Below are 14,266 nucleotides of genomic sequence, written 5' to 3'. Positions count from 1 at the left end.
ATCCGTGCCGGACGCCGGTCGTCTCCACCGCGCCCCGTCCATGGCCCGCAGACGCCGCGACACGCCCGGTGAAGGGGCACTGCATGTCCGCCGACCGGACGCCGTCACCCGCGCCGTGGGCTCCGGCCCCCGCGCCAGGTGTTAGGCAGAGAGCACCGGCCGAGCGTCCACGGTGGGCCGGCCGCCCCCTCCGCCCCCAAGGAGAGACCCGTGCCTACCCGCGCCCGCGCCCGCCGCTTCCGCGCCGGACTGTCCGCCACCGCCCTGACCGCCGCCGCACTCGGCGCGCTGCTCCCGTCCGCCCAGGCGGCGGGCGGCTCCGAGACCGGGGAGCAGCACCTGCAGCGGCAGCTCGACCGGCTGGTCGCCCAGGAGGACGGGCCGCCCGGGGCGATCGCCGTCCTCACCCGCGGTGACCGTACGCGGGTCTACACCTCCGGCGTCGGGGATCTCGCCACCGGCCGCCCGCCCCACCTCGACGACCACATGCGCATCGCCAGCATCGCGAAGGCGTTCAGCGGAGCCGTCGCCCTCCGGCTCGTCGCCCAGGGGCTGCTCTCCCTCGACGACACCATCGGCAGCCGCCTGCCCGCCCAGCCCGCGGCCTGGCACGCGGTGACGCTGCGTCAACTCCTGCAGCACACCAGCGGCCTGCCCGACTTCTCCGGCTCTCCCGAGTTCCAGCGCATCGTCCGGGCCGACCCCCGCCACGTCTTCGACTCCCGCAGCCTCCTCGGCTTCGTGGCGAACGAGCCGCTGCTCTTCGTCCCCGGCACCCTCTACGAGTACTCCAACTCCGACAACATCGCCGTCGCCCTGATGGCCGAGGCCGTCACCGGCCGCCCGTACGAGGAGCTCCTGCGGGAACTCGTGTACCGTCCCCTGGCGTTGCACCGCACCAGCCTGCCCTCGGGTCACACGCTGCCCCGCCCGTTCCTGCACGGCTACGACGTCACCCCGCCGGAGCCGCCGGAGGACATCAGCGAGGCCATCAGCGCCTCGGGGGCCTGGGCGTCCGGCGGCATCGTCTCCACCCCCAGGGACCTGGGCGCCTTCATCCGCGGGTACGGCGGCCCCGCCCTGCTGTCGCCGGAGGTCCGCGAGGAACAGTTCGCCTTCCGGCCCGGCGACTCCTCCGAGCCCGCCGGCCCCGGAACGAACGCCGCCGGGCTGGCGATCTTCCAGTACACGACGCGCTGCGGCGTGCTCTACGGCCACACCGGAAACACCCCCGGCTACACCCAGCTCGCCGCCACGACCCCGGACGGCAGCCGCTCCCTCACGTTCACCATCAACACCCAGACCAGCAAGAGCATCAAGCCCGCTCTGCTCGCCCGACTCCGCACGGTCCAGGAGGACTTCGCCTGCGCCCTCCTGAAGGACCGCCACTGAGCCGTTCCCGCTCCCTCGGCACCGGCCCCGGTCAGTTCACCGGGGCCGCTCCGCGCAGGGCGTTCCGCCGGCTTCCGTTGATCAGGTCGTTGAAACGGTCGACGGTCCAGATCATCCGCAGTCCCAGGGCGCCCATCATCACAGGGCGGGGGAACCTCGGCTTCTTCGCCCAGAGCGCCTTCAGGTCCTCGTGCCGTTCCCCGTCCACAATCAGGTCGGCGATGAGGGAGCCGACGTACGGCGCCTGGGCCAGGCCGTGGCCGTTGCAGGCGACCGAGTAGAAGACGTCGTCGCCGATCGTGCCGGCGAGCGGAAGCCACGACGAGGTGATCCCGACCCATCCGCCCCAGGCGCGCGCGGCCGCGACGTCAGCGAGGGCGGGGAAGCGCCGTTCGAAGGCGCGGGCGAGGTCGGCGACGACGGCCTCGTCCGGCTGCCTCGGGGGCAGCGGGTGGCTCGTGCCCCGCTGGAGCCGACGGACGCCGAACACGATGGTGTTGCGGGAGGTCAGGCGGTAGTTCTCCATGATGTTGTGCTGCGTCACCACGCCGGACCGGCTCGTCCATCCCAGCGCGGCCAGGCGCGCGGGGTCGATCGGCTCGGTCTCGACCTCGGTGACCCAGATCGGCGAGGAGAGCCGCTTCGGAGCGATGGCCAGTTCGCCGCCGAAGGCGTTCGTCGCGAGCACGAGCTTCTGCGCGCGTACCTCGCCTCCCGGTGTCCTGATCACGACCCCACCGCCGCCGTTCCGCGTGACGTCGGTGACGCGCGTCCGCTCGTACACCCGGGCGCTCGACGCGAGGACGGCGTCGCGGACGCCCAGGCTGAACTTGCCGGGGTTCATCGTCCCGCCGACGGACTCGCGCATGCCGCCGAGGAAGCCGCGGGGGATGCCGAGTTCGGCGCTTGTGCCCAGTTCGACCTTCGCGCCGGCCTTGCGCAGGAGCTTCGTCACGCGGCGCACCCGGCCCATCTGGCCCCGGGACACGGCGGCGCAGACGTTGCCCACCGGTTCGTAGTCGCAGTCGATGTCGAGTCGTTCGACCAGCCGCTCCAGGAAGTGGCCGGCGTTGTCCGCCATCCGGACGATGCCGGAGAACCTCCTGGGGTAGAGCAGGCTCAGGAGCTGGATGTCGCCGCCCGGGGCGCCCGCCACCTGTCCGGCGTTGCGCGAGGCGGAGCCGTGGCCGCAGAACTCGGCCTCCAGGAGCACCACGTCCCGGCCGCGTTCGGCCAGGCGCAGGGCCGTCGACATGCCCGCCAGGCCGCCGCCGACGACCGCGACCTCGCACGTGACGTCCTCGCGCAGGGCGGGCCGGACGTCGGTGGGCGGGTCGACCCACCCGCTGAAGGTGGTGTACGCGACGTTGTCCGTCTTCATCTCTCGCTGTTCCTCGTTTCGCGTCGTACGCAGCGGGGGGGCGCCGTTTCGGGCTCGGCCCGGCTCGGCTCGGCGAGTCCCGGCTCGGTCTCAGGCCAGCTCGCGCTTCAGGATCTTTCCGGTGCCGGTCATGGGCAGGCTCGGCACGATCTCGACGATGCGGGGGTACTTGTAGGCGGCCATCTGCTCCTTGCCCCAGGCGACGAGCTCCTCGGCCGTGACGGCGGCGCCCTTCTCGGGGATCACGAACGCCTTGATCTCCTCGCCGTGGCTGTCGTGCGGGACGCCGATGACCGCCGCCAGGCTCACCGCGGGATGGGTGAGCAGGACCTCCTCGATCTCGCGCGGGTAGACGTTGAACCCGCCGCGGATGATGAGGTCCTTCGCGCGGTCGACGATGTAGTAGAAGCCGTCCTCGTCGCGTCGTGCGAGGTCTCCGGTGCGGAACCATCCGTCGCGGATCGCTTCGGCCGTCGCCTCCGGGCGGTTGTAGTAGCCCTTCATGACGTTGTGGCCCCTGACCGCGATCTCGCCGACCTCGCCGGGCTCGGTGATCTCCGTCCAGTCCGGCTGGATCAGCTTCAGCTCGACGCCCCAGATCGGGACGCCGATCGAGCCCGGCCGGGAGGCGCGCCGGGGGTCGCTGAACGTGGCGACGGGCGAGGTCTCGGACAGCCCGTACCCTTCGAGCACGGTGACGCCCAGGCGTTCCTTGACCCGGCTGATGATCTCGACCGGCAGGGCCGCCCCGCCGGAGATGCCGATCCTCAGGTTCGCGGCGATCCGGTGGACGTCGATGTCGTCGGTGAGGGCGTCGAGCAGGCCCCACCACATGGTGGGGACGCCGGCGAAGAACGTGATGTCCTCGCGGTCCATCAGCTCGACCACGTCACGGGCGGCGAAGCGCGGGACGAGGTGCAGGGTCGCGGCCATTGAGAATCCCGCGTGCATCTGCACCGTCGCGCCGAAGGTGTGGAACAGCGGCAGGCACACCAGATGGCTGTCGCCGGCCGGTTCGCTGCGGAACAGCCGGTTGCAGGCCATCACGTTCATCATCGTGTTGGCATGGGAGAGTTCGGCGCCCTTGGGCCGGCCCGTCGTGCCCGACGTGTACAGGATGACCGCGGTGTCGGTCGGTTCCCGGACCACGGACTCGAACGCGGGGCTCATGCCGGCCAGGGCCTGGCCGAGCGTCTCGGTACCGGCTATCGGGCTGGGAGCCTTCGGGTCGGCGGTGATGACGAAGAAGTGCTCCACCTCCTTGACCTCGCGGTAACCGGCATGGCCTTCGGCGGCCATGGGCAGCTCCGGCGTTCCCTCGAAGCAGAAGTACGCCGAGACGTCCGCGTCGTCCAGGTGGTAGGCGATCTCGCGGGCCTTGAGCAGGACGTTGAGCGGCACCACGACCGCCCCGGCCTTGAGGATGCCGTAGTAGACGATCGGGAAGGAGGGGAGGTTGGGACAGCTCAGTGCGACCTTGTCGCCGGGCCGGACGCCTCGGGACACCAGCAGGTTGGCGACCTGGTTCGCGGCCGCGTCGACTTGACGATACGTCAGCCGGTGCGGCCCGAGGACCAGCGCGTCCCGGTCCGGGTGGGCGCGGGCGGAGTCTTCCAGGAGGAGCGAGAGGTTCAGCACGGTGGTTCTCCAGCGGCGGTGGGTTCGGTCATCGGGCGGGCCGTGTCACAGCGGAAGGTCCGGCGAGTCGACGCCGACCACGCGGTCGCCGCAGAACACGCGCACCGACTCGGCCGGGCCGTGGCCGCCGAGGCCGGCCGGGCCCCAGAAGCTCTGCGCGGAGTCGTCGCCGAGGTCGGCGATCTTCGCGCCGTTGACGCGCACCTCGCCCGCGAGCACCCGCGAGCCGATCTCGATCGCCCGCTCGACGTCGCCGCCGAAGACGTAGGCGTCGAGTCCCGACGGGTGGGCGTTCGCGAGGCGCAGCGCCTCCTCGGCGGAGTCGACGGCGTGCACGGACACGATGGGCCCGAACAGCTCCGCGGTGGCCTTCGCCGGGTCGGCCCCGGCGGCGACGGTCGGCGAGAGGAAGAACCCGTCGAGCTCCGGCAGCCGGGCCGGCTGGTGGACGGTGGCTCCCAGGGCGCGCAGCCCGTCGATCCGGCTCTGCAGGGTCGCGAAGTGCGGGGCGTTCGAGATCGGGCCGAGCTCGGTGCCCTCGTCGAGCGAGTGGCCGACGACGGTCTTGGCGAGGCGCTCGGTCAGCGCTTCGACCAGCGGCCCCACCAGGCTCCGGTGGGCGAGCACCTTGCCCGGGCCCTCGCACCATTGGCCGTTCAGCTTGGTCATGCCCTCGAAGATCCCGTCGGCGGCGACCTCGACGTCGGCGTCGTCCAGGACGAGCGCGGGGTTGTTGCCGCCGAGTTCCAGCTGAAGGACCTTGAAGTCCTCGGCGGCGGCGCGGGCGATGGCCCGGCCGGCGACCGGGCCGCCGGTGAAGGACACGATCTTGACGCGCGGGTCGCCGGTCAGCGCGGCGCCCACCTCGCCGCGGCCGTGCACGAGCTGCAGGGCGCCGGCGGGCAGTCCGGCTTCGACGAAGCACTCGACGACGATCTGGGCGCTGCCCGGGGCGTGCTCCGACGGCTTGAGGATCACCGGGCAGCCCGCCGCGACCGCGCTCACGACCTTCGCCGCGGGGATGAAGCTCGGGCCGTTCCAGGGGGTGAGGATCGCGGCCGGTCCCCACGGGACCTTGTAGAGGCGGACGTCGCGGCCGTCCGCGGCCAGCGCCCGTACGCGGGGGATGCTCCGCAGGTCCGCGGCGGTCGCCCGGATCCTGGCGGGCAGGAAGGCCGCCACCTTCCGCGTGACGCCGATCGGCACGCCGCTGGTCAGGGAGTCGGTGCGGGCGATGTCCTCGGCCCGGGTCTCCAGGAGCGCGGCGACGCGTTCGAGCGTGTCCGCGCGCTCCTGGCGGGCCTCGTCGTCCCACCGGCCGACGCCGTACGCGCGCTCGGCGTGCCGCAGCGCCCGTTCGACGTCGTCCGGGCCGGTCGTCACCATGGGGTGCACCGGTTCGCGGGTGTTGGGGTCGAGGTTCCATTGGCCCTCGACCGTTGCGCAGTCGCTCCAGGCGTCCGCGATGTAGTTCACCGGCCGGGGAATCGCCGTCTCGCCGCTCGACATGTGCGTCACCTCTGCATCCGTGTTCATCAGGCCCTCAGATCGACGACGATGCGGGTGACGTCGCCGCCGCGCATCGCCTCGAAGCCCTTGTTGATCTCGCCGAACGGGATGACCCGCGTGACCATCTCGTCGAGCAGCAGCCGCCCCTGCTGGTACAGGCGCGCGAGCTGGGTGATGTCCTGGCGCACCTGACCGGAGCCCATGTACGAGCCGATGAGGCGCTTCTCGCCGAAGAAGAAGTCCGAGGCGGGCAGCGTGAGCTGGGTTCCCTCCGGCGCGATGCCCACCAGGCAGGCGGTGCCGGTGGCCCGTACCACCGACAGGGCCGTGGCCGCGGTGCGCGCCGAGCCGACGGCCTCGAAGGCGTAGTCGACGCCGTCGCCGAGCAGGTTCCGCACCTCCGCGGCGACGTCCTCGGCGCCTCCGTTCACGACGTGGGTCGCGCCGTAGCCGCGCGCGGCCTTCAGCCGCGCCTCGTCCAGGTCGATCGCGACGACGGCCGAGGCTCCCGCGAGCCGGGCGCCCTGGACGATGGCCGACCCGACGCCGCCGCAGCCGATCACCGCGACCGTGCTCCCCGGCCGTACGCGGGCACCGCGGAAGACGGCGCCCACGCCGGTGATGACACAGCACGCCAGGAGGCAGCCCACGTGCAGCGGCACCGCGTCGTCCAGCTTGACCAGCGCGTTCTCCCGCATGAGGGTGTGCCGCGAGAACGCGCCGACGTCACCGAGCCGCTCGACCGGCCGGCCGTCGGTCAGTTGGAAGGCGGGCCGGGGGCGGCGCCGGATCTCCTCGACGCGCAGGCACTGCGTCGACCGGCCGGCCTCGCAGTTGACGCACCGGCCGCAGGACGGCGTCAGCGCGCCGACCACGCGGTCGCCCGGGCGCAGCCCGGTCACCGCGGAACCGACCGCCTCGACCACGCCGGCCACCTCGTGGCCCACCACCACCGGCAGCGGGGTCGGCACCGTTCCGGTCATGTAGTGCAGGTCGCTGTGGCAGAGACCCACGTGGGAGACCGCGACGCGCACCTCGTCCGGCTCGGGATCGTCCACCCGGATCGCCGTCAGCTCCAGCGGCTCGTTCACCGCGGTGAGCACCGCGGCCTCTGTGTCGATCACGTCCAAGTCTCCTCTGTCGTTCGAGTCGTTCGATTCGTGTACGTGCGGTGTCCGCGCGCGTCCCGGAGCTACTTGCCGGCGCCCTTCGTTGCCCAGAAGCCCTCGATGCCCGCGCTGAACACCCCGCTCTCCCAGGCGCTCCGCGCGGCCGCGTCCTCACGGGCGAAGGCCCGCTCGATCTCCTCGGGCTCCGGGCGCAGGAGCGCGAGGTGCAGCGCCGTCGTGTTGCTCTCCGGCGTCCACGCGAGGACCAGGTCGACGGCGCGGTCGACGAGTTCGTCCGGCGCGACGACCTCGTCCAGGAGCCCGATCCGCAGGGCCTCCTCGGCGCCGATCCGCGGCGAGCCGAGGACCATGCGCATCGCGTGGTTCCGGACGAGGCGGGTCAGCAGCAGGCTCGACGCGTTCGAGATCGTGATGCCTCGGCTGTTCTCCGGCTGGTAGAACTCCGTCGCCGGGGTTCCGATCCGCGCGTCGCAGCAGAGCGTGATCTCCGAAGCGCCGCCCACCGCGAGGCCGTTGACGGCCGCGACGACCGGCACCCGCGTCTCCAGGACGGCACGGGTGATGTCGTGGAAGCTCTCGAAGGCGGTGCGGACCTCCTCGTACGAGGCCGGTACGGAGCCGAGATCCTCCCCCGACGAGAACGCCCGGCCCTGCCCGGTGAGCACGATCCCGCGCACGTCGTCGCCGCAGCCGTACTCCCGGACGGCGCTCGCCAGCCGCAGCCGCGTGGCCACGTCCATGGCGTTCAGCTTCTCCGGACGGCGCAGCGTCAGCACGGCCACGCCGCGGACGACCTCGACGCCGAGGAAGTCGGTCGCCGTCGCCGCGGCGGTTCCGCGCCGGGCGCCGAGGTCGTACGTGACGCCGGGCTCGGCCGCGGCGCGCTGCTTCAGGGCCGGCTTGGACACGCGCTCGGACGGTGTGCGGGGGAAGTCGGCGACGAACTCGACGTAGCGGGGCACCTTGAAGCGGGCGAGCTGCCGGCCGGCCCGGTCGACGATCCGCGCGGCGGTCGTGCGGTCGGCCGGTACCCCGGGGGCGAGCTGGATGAACGCCTTGACCTCTTCGCCGAACGTCTCGTCGGGTTCGGCGACGACGGCGCCGGCCACGACCGCGTCGTCCCGTTCGAGCACGGCCTCGACCTCGGCGCTCGCGATGTTCTCGCCGCCGCGCCGCACCATGTCCTTGATCCGGCCGACCAGTTGGACGCCGCCGTCCGGCCGGCGGACGACGACGTCGCCGGTGTGCAGCCAGCCGTCCCGCAGCACCCGGGCGGTGTCCTCGGGACGGTTCCAGTAGCCGAGCATCATCGGCTTCCCGGAGACGATCAGCTCGCCGGGCTCGCCGTCGGGCACGTCGGCGCCCTGCGGGTCGACCACCCGGACCTGCTTCGTCGGCACCGGAAGCCCCAGGCTCCCACTGCCCACGGTGGCCACGTCGTCGACGGGGCTGAACAGGTCGACGCCGGACTCGGTCATGCCGTAGATCTCCCGCCACGGCGCGCCCCACCGTCGCTCCAGCTCGGCGTGGATGCCGACCGGAACGCCCGAACAGAGCACCAGGCGCAGGTCGTTGTCCAGGTCGTCGGGGCTTGGCGGCTGCTTGAACAGCAGCGTCGGCATGGACCCGAGGACGTAGAAGAAGGTCGCGCGATGGCGGCGGACGTCGGCGAAGAAGCCCGACGCGGAGAACCGCGGGAGCACCACCAGCGGGGCCCCGACGGTCAGGGCGACCGCGGTGTTCCACTGCGGGTCCATGTAGGAGAACGGCTGGGCCGTGAGCAGGACGTCGTCGGCGCCGAGACCGGTCACCGCCGCGCAGGTCCATGCCAGCCGCACCCAGTAGTCGTGGGTGAGCATGCACGCCTTGGGGAAGCCGGTCGTGCCCGACGTGTACTGCAGGTTCGCCAGGGTCTCGGCGGTCGCGCGCACCTCCGGAGCGGTCGCCGGGAAGGGCTCGGACCCGTCCTCGGCGACGTCGACGATGCGCAGGTCCGTCAAGTCCCCCTCTGCAGCGCTGACTTCCTTCAGCAGGCCGGCCCGCTCACCGTCGGTGAACACGACCCGGGCACCCGAGTCCCGCAGCAGGAAGGTGAGATCGGCCTTCTTGTACGAGGAGTTGATCGGTACCGCCACCGCGCCGGCCTTCAGTGCGGACAGCCACACGACGGGCCAGTGCACGATGTTCGGAAGCATGATCGCGACGCGGTCGCCGGCCCGGACGCCGTCGGTCTCGATCAGCCGGTGCGCCAGCCTGGAGGTCCAGGCGTCGATCTCGGCGAAGGTCCAGGACTCGTCCCCGAAGCGCAGGAACTCCTGATCCGGCGAGCGACGCGCGCGCTCGGCCAGCAAGCCGGTCAGCGTCGGGACGGACGGGTCGTCGCCCATTCGCTCGGGCGCCACGGCCGGTCGCGGACGGTGCGGGGCCACGGCTCCCGTTCCTTCGGGCGTTTCGTTCACGGACACGACTGCTTCCTCCGCATCGGACGTTCTCCTTGGTTCTCGGCTCAGGCGCCGGCGACGCGCGTCTGTGCGCGCTGCTCCGCTTCCGCGTCGGCGGCTTCGTTGTGGGCGTGCAGGGCGCGGTAGCCGAGGTAGTACGTGCACATCTGGAAGCCCCAGGTGCTCAGCGCGGCGATGTAGAAGAGGGTGTGCGCCGCGTCGTCGCCCGGGATGCGGACGAAGTCGTACGTCGCGGCGACGACGAAGGCGGCGGCGGTCGCGAGGCCCGTCCAGATCGCGGGACCCTTGGCCCCGATCGACCAGAGCCGCTTCGAGAAGTAGATCAGGAACAGCGTGGTCAGCACGTTGACGACGACGTAGAAGATCGCCAGCGACAGCCCCAGCCGCTCGCCGAACAGCTGCAGGACGAGCCCCACAGCGGCCGCGAAGGCGAACACTCCGATGTCGGTCGCCTTGGAGGGCTTGTACCGGTGCGTCGCGCCCATCAGGCCCATGACGAGGATCAGCGTGATGCCGACCGACCGGGAGAACGCGTCGAGGAAGTGCGCTGCGGTGTACATGGGGCTGCTCTCGTCGGCGCCCAGGAGCGCGTAGACGAGGAAGTTCGACCCGGAGGTGGCGACGATGATCCACTCGAGGCCGAGCAGGTAGTTCCCGTAGTTCCGGATGAACTTCCATCCGAAGGTGAATCCGACGGTGATCATCCAGACGTCGGCGATCAGGAAGAACAGTTCTCTGAGTGCCATGTTTTCCTCGGTTCCTGAGTCACGTCGGACCGTGGTGGCCGGGCCGGACGCGATGGAGGTGCAGGGGTCCCGTTCGAGCGGGGCGGTGGGGTGGGAGGCCGGCCGCGACTCGGCCGGTGGAGGGGTGGTGCTCGGCTTTCGCGGGCGAGCCGCCTGCCCGGCGGGCCGCCGCCAGGCGGGCCGCGGGGCCTTCGCGAGGGTCGTGCGTTCATGCTGCTGCATCATGGTCGGCCGATCAAGTCATCTGACCAATTATTTGGGGCGGAGGCGTTGCGGCCTGCGCCGATGCCGGGAATCCGCCTGTTAGCCTGATGACTGACTTGATCGATCGTCCAACTTTCTCAGGGGGCACAACGTGGCACGCGTACCGGCGGCCGAGCGGCGCAACGACCTGGTCAACGCCGCCATCCAAGTGATCGCGAGCCACGGCGTCGACGGTGCGACGACCCGCCGGATCGCCGAGGAGGCCAACGCGCCGCTGGCGACGCTGCACTACTGCTTCCAGTCCAAGGAACTGCTGTTCACCGCCGTCTTCGAGAGGCTGGCCGAGGGCTACCGCGAGGTGCTGACGGCGAACGAGGTGCCCGGCGACGTCGCCGCGTCGGCGCGCGCGATGCTCCGGGCTCTCATGGACTGGTACCTCGAGTCCTCGGAGCTCGCCTCCGCGAGCATCGAGCTGATCCGCTGGGCGCAGCGCACCAAGGACCATTCGGCCGAGGCCATGTACACCGAGGCGTACGAGGTCATGGGCTCGATCCTCCGGCGAACGGCCGCCGGACAGGACATCGCGCCCGAGACGATCGACCGGATCGGCTACGTCGTGGGAGCCCTGTCGGACGGTTTCGTCCTGCACTGGCTGACGCAGGCCGACCGCACCCGGGCCACCGAGCAGGCGGAGGTCGTCCTCGAGGTCCTCGATGCCTGGCTGGCCGCGAAGGTCGCCGCCTGATCGGGAGGACCTCCGCGAGCGGCGCCGCTCCGTCCGCCGGCTCGGCGGCGACGGCTGCCCGCAGAGGACGGACGGACCGCTGCGCGCAGAGGACGGCCCGGCCGGCGGATCCGCGTGCGTCCGCCGGCGGCCGCAGGCGCACGCACTCGGATCCCCGTCGTCACAGGCGTTTCACGGATTCCTCCACGATCCACGTCATCGTCGGATCGTCGCTCTCCATCCATTCCGGATGCCACTGGACGCCCAGGACCGGCGCGTCCGGAAGCTCCACCGCCTCGACCACACCGTCGGCCGTCCGGCCCGTCACGACGAGTCCCGCGCCGCAGCGGTCGACGGCCTGGTGGTGCCACGAGTTGGTGACCGCCCGAGGGCCGAACAGTCCCGCCACGATCGAGCCCGGCTCGAAGGTCACCAGGTGATCGGCCGTGCCGTCGGTGAGCGCGGCCTCCGGCGACAGATGCCGCACCGCACCGGGCGGGAGGTCGGCGACGAGCGTGCCGCCGAGCGCCACGTTGAGGACCTGCATGCCCCGGCACACGGCGAGCACCGGGATCCCCCGGTCGAGCGCGGCGCGCACGAGCGCGAGCTCGTACGCGTCCCGCTCGGCATCGTGGACCATCGGGTCCGTACGGGGGTCGACGTCGCGGACGACGGACGGGTCCCCGCCCCAGCACGCCGGATGCAGGTCCTGGCCGCCGGTGACGACGACGCCGGCCAGCCAGTGGCAGACCGCCTCCGGATCCGTGTCGTACGAGAGGTTCACCGGGAGACCGCCGGCCCGGGCGATCCGGATCCCGTAGTCGGACATGTAGCTGTCGGCGCAGCGGTCGCCGTACCGGGGGTCGGCGCCCCTGATCAGGTCCAGCCGTATCCGCCGGCCGGTGATGCCGACGAGCGGCCGGACGGCGGCCGGCGTCTCGACCGGCCCGCTCACGGCAGCTCGAAGTAGCGGGCGGACTCCCACGGGGAGAGCTCGGAGTACGGGTCGCCGCCCGCGGTGTGGAACTGCATCCACTCCCACCGGCGCGATCCGACCCAGTAGTCCACGAACTCGGATCCGAGGAGGTCCCGGAGGATGAGGTCCTCTTCGAGCGCGGCGGCGGCCTTGGTGATGGTGTCCGGCAGGCGCGTGATGACGCCGGGAGGCATGCACCAGGCCATGTCGGTGACCGGCTCCGGCGGTTCGATCTTGCGCTCGAGACCCGCGATCACGCCGGCCAGCACGCCGGCGAGCGCGAGGTACAGGTTCGCGTCCGCGCCCGGCACCCGGTACTCCAGCCGGGAGTACGACGGGTGTCCGCAGACCGCCCGGACCGCCGCGGTCTTGTTGCTGATGCCCCAGCTGACGGTGACCGGCGGGCCGCTGAGGTCCACCAGGCGCCGGTACGAGGTGATCTGCGGGAGCACGATCGAGCAGTTGCCCTCGAGCGTCGCGAGCAGGCCGCCGATGGCGTGGCGCATCGTCTCCGACGGCCCCTCCTCGGCGTAGAACGCGTTGACGCCGTCGCGCTGGAGGGACAGGTTGATGTGCGACGCCTGCCCGTAGCCCGCGGTGGGCTTGGCCATGAAGGTGACCGTGCGCCCGAGGTCGAACGCGACCTCGCGCATGATCTGGCGGGTCCGCGCCCACGCGTCACAGATCGCGATCGGGTCGCCGGGCGCCAGGTTGATCTCTATCTGGCCGGCGGCGTCCTCGTCGCTCCACGCCTCCCACTCGATGCCGACCGCGTCCAGCCGGTCGGCGACGGCGTTCATGTACGCCTTCCAGTCGTGGGACTTCGCGAGGTGGTAGGCCGTGCCCGCGCTGCCGCCGAGCGGCGTCAGGTCGCGGTATCCGCGGGCGCGCGCCTCGTGGACGGACTCCTCGAAGACGGTCGCCTCGATCTCGACGGCGACGGTCGCCGTGTAGCCGAGCGAGGCGAGCCGCGCGGTCATCTTGCGCGTGAGGTTGCGCGGACAGAGGGGTACGGGCGTGCCGTCCTTCAGCCAGTAGTCGCCGATCACGGCGTCGAGGCCCGGCTCCCACTCGACCAGCGTCGACATGTCGGGGCGGAAGTAGACGTCGTCCAGATGCCCGCGCCAGTCGGGGAAGGCGAAGCCCAGGGCCGGGGCGTTGCCGAGGTCGAGCCCGAACAGGAGGTCGGCGAAGGGGAATCCCGCGTCCGCGCCGGAGGCGAACTTCTTCGGCGCCACGGTCTTGCCGAGGAACGAGCCCTCGTGGTTCGTCGCCTCGAGCCGCACGGCCCGGCGCCGGGTGTCACGGCCGTCAACTTCCGTGATGGATCGGGTGATTTCAGACATCGTAACGAACCTTCCAGGACGCGCCGACCATGACCGACAGCTGAGAGAGGGTGCCCATGACGCCGAGCTGCCCGGTGGACAGCACGGCGAGCAGGTCGTCGGTTCCGGAGAACACTCCGGCGAGCGTCTCCGGGGCTCCGGCGATCAGGTACTGCGTCGTGCCCTCGCCGAGCACGACCTGCTCCAGGCCGTCGGGGCCTTCGGTGACCGCGACGAGCACGTCCGGGATCCCGGGCACAGAGCGTGCGGAGGTCCAGAAGTGCTCGGCGGCCGCCTGCCAGTCCGGCACCGGCGGCGACAGCGCGAGCAGCGCGTCCGCGGCGAGCTCGGCGTCGCCCGAGGGGGCTTCGGCGGGCGCGAACCGGGCGTTCAGGTCGACGGTGATCGTGGCGTCGGGTTCGGCGGTGACCCCGCTCGACACCTCGACGACGCCGCTGCCGAACGTGATCGTCGCCGCCTGGGGCGTGTCGTGGGACCGGATCGCCACCGTGGCGGCCGGCTTCCGCAGCACCGGGAGCGCATGACCCGCGCGGACGGAGTCCCGCAGGGTGCGGCCGATCAGCCGGACGAGGGGAGCCGCGTCGTCCTCGATCCGTACGTCGACCTCGGAGGCCGTCTCTGCTCCGGACACCGCAGGGACCGTCGTGGTTTCGGTCATCCTCCAGTCCTTTCGCCTAGGGGAGATCACGCGCGCCGGGCATCGGCCGCCGGAGATCTCGGTTGGGGGTGATCGACATGGTCAAATGACTCGATCAGAT

At 71.8% G+C, this 14,266-nt stretch carries 11 protein-coding genes; 2 read left to right on the top strand and 9 right to left on the bottom strand.

Annotation, left to right across the window (positions count from 1 at the left end; translation table 11 throughout):
* Nucleotides 1-210: 210 nt before the first annotated feature.
* On the top strand, nucleotides 211-1,392 hold the full coding sequence (locus ACNJ93_RS28820) for a serine hydrolase domain-containing protein (protein WP_418960387.1): 1,182 nt from the start codon (nucleotides 211-213) through the stop codon (nucleotides 1,390-1,392).
* Between the two features lie 31 nt (nucleotides 1,393-1,423).
* Here ACNJ93_RS28820 and ACNJ93_RS28815 read toward each other — a convergent pair whose 3' ends face one another.
* The 6 genes from ACNJ93_RS28815 to ACNJ93_RS28790 form a co-directional block, all read right to left on the bottom strand.
* Nucleotides 1,424-2,773, bottom strand: a complete 1,350-nt coding sequence (locus tag ACNJ93_RS28815) for an NAD(P)/FAD-dependent oxidoreductase (RefSeq protein WP_418960386.1) — start codon at nucleotides 2,771-2,773, stop codon at nucleotides 1,424-1,426.
* A gap of 90 nt (nucleotides 2,774-2,863) precedes the next feature.
* A complete protein-coding gene (locus tag ACNJ93_RS28810; protein WP_418960385.1) occupies nucleotides 2,864-4,411 on the bottom strand; it encodes a long-chain-fatty-acid--CoA ligase in 1,548 nt (515 codons plus the stop codon).
* 45 nt (nucleotides 4,412-4,456) lie between these two features.
* Complete coding sequence (locus ACNJ93_RS28805; protein ID WP_418960384.1) at nucleotides 4,457-5,947, bottom strand: aldehyde dehydrogenase family protein; 1,491 nt, start codon at nucleotides 5,945-5,947, stop codon at nucleotides 4,457-4,459.
* Complete coding sequence (locus ACNJ93_RS28800; RefSeq protein ID WP_418960383.1) at nucleotides 5,947-7,044, bottom strand: Zn-dependent alcohol dehydrogenase; 1,098 nt, start codon at nucleotides 7,042-7,044, stop codon at nucleotides 5,947-5,949. Before ACNJ93_RS28800 ends, ACNJ93_RS28805 begins: the two co-directional genes overlap by 1 nt.
* A 68-nt stretch (nucleotides 7,045-7,112) precedes the next feature.
* The gene (locus ACNJ93_RS28795; RefSeq protein ID WP_418960382.1) at nucleotides 7,113-9,452 is read right to left on the bottom strand and encodes an AMP-binding protein; all 2,340 of its coding nucleotides are present in this window, start codon (nucleotides 9,450-9,452) and stop codon (nucleotides 7,113-7,115) included.
* 104 nt (nucleotides 9,453-9,556) lie between these two features.
* Nucleotides 9,557-10,258: a transporter gene (locus ACNJ93_RS28790; protein WP_418960381.1), complete on the bottom strand. Its 702-nt coding sequence runs from the start codon at nucleotides 10,256-10,258 to the stop codon at nucleotides 9,557-9,559.
* Between the two features lie 355 nt (nucleotides 10,259-10,613).
* Between ACNJ93_RS28790 and ACNJ93_RS28785 the strand changes: the two genes are divergently transcribed.
* A complete protein-coding gene (locus ACNJ93_RS28785; RefSeq protein WP_418960380.1) occupies nucleotides 10,614-11,207 on the top strand; it encodes a TetR/AcrR family transcriptional regulator in 594 nt (197 codons plus the stop codon).
* Nucleotides 11,208-11,367: 160 nt separating this feature from the next.
* On the opposite strand, the gene ACNJ93_RS28780 is transcribed toward ACNJ93_RS28785, so the two are convergent.
* The 3 genes from ACNJ93_RS28780 to ACNJ93_RS28770 are packed head-to-tail and all read right to left on the bottom strand — an operon-like array spanning nucleotide 11,368 to nucleotide 14,166.
* Complete coding sequence (locus tag ACNJ93_RS28780) at nucleotides 11,368-12,141, bottom strand: gamma-glutamyl-gamma-aminobutyrate hydrolase family protein (protein WP_418960379.1); 774 nt, start codon at nucleotides 12,139-12,141, stop codon at nucleotides 11,368-11,370.
* Nucleotides 12,138-13,508: a glutamine synthetase family protein gene (locus ACNJ93_RS28775; RefSeq protein ID WP_418960378.1), complete on the bottom strand. Its 1,371-nt coding sequence runs from the start codon at nucleotides 13,506-13,508 to the stop codon at nucleotides 12,138-12,140. The genes ACNJ93_RS28780 and ACNJ93_RS28775 overlap by 4 nt, the downstream gene beginning before the upstream one ends.
* Complete coding sequence (locus ACNJ93_RS28770; RefSeq protein WP_418960377.1) at nucleotides 13,501-14,166, bottom strand: hypothetical protein; 666 nt, start codon at nucleotides 14,164-14,166, stop codon at nucleotides 13,501-13,503. Before ACNJ93_RS28770 ends, ACNJ93_RS28775 begins: the two co-directional genes overlap by 8 nt.
* Nucleotides 14,167-14,266: the final 100 nt, after the last annotated feature.

This window comes from Streptomyces tritici (assembly GCF_048500665.1).
Taxonomy (GTDB): Bacteria; Actinomycetota; Actinomycetes; order Streptomycetales; family Streptomycetaceae; genus Streptomyces; species Streptomyces tritici.
Note: the sequence above shows the minus strand (reverse complement) of the source record. Positions and strands in the feature narration are given on the sequence as shown.

What these genes read in the sequence shown, in the direction of transcription:
- ACNJ93_RS28815 (WP_418960386.1), bottom strand. Translation starts at nt 2,773, where the DNA reads ATGAAGACGGACAACGTCGCGTACACCACCTTCAGCGGGTGGGTCGAC.
- ACNJ93_RS28805 (WP_418960384.1), bottom strand. Translation starts at nt 5,947, where the DNA reads ATGAACACGGATGCAGAGGTGACGCACATGTCGAGCGGCGAGACGGCG.
- ACNJ93_RS28790 (WP_418960381.1), bottom strand. Translation starts at nt 10,258, where the DNA reads ATGGCACTCAGAGAACTGTTCTTCCTGATCGCCGACGTCTGGATGATC.
- ACNJ93_RS28775 (WP_418960378.1), bottom strand. Translation starts at nt 13,508, where the DNA reads ATGTCTGAAATCACCCGATCCATCACGGAAGTTGACGGCCGTGACACC.
- ACNJ93_RS28770 (WP_418960377.1), bottom strand. Translation starts at nt 14,166, where the DNA reads ATGACCGAAACCACGACGGTCCCTGCGGTGTCCGGAGCAGAGACGGCC.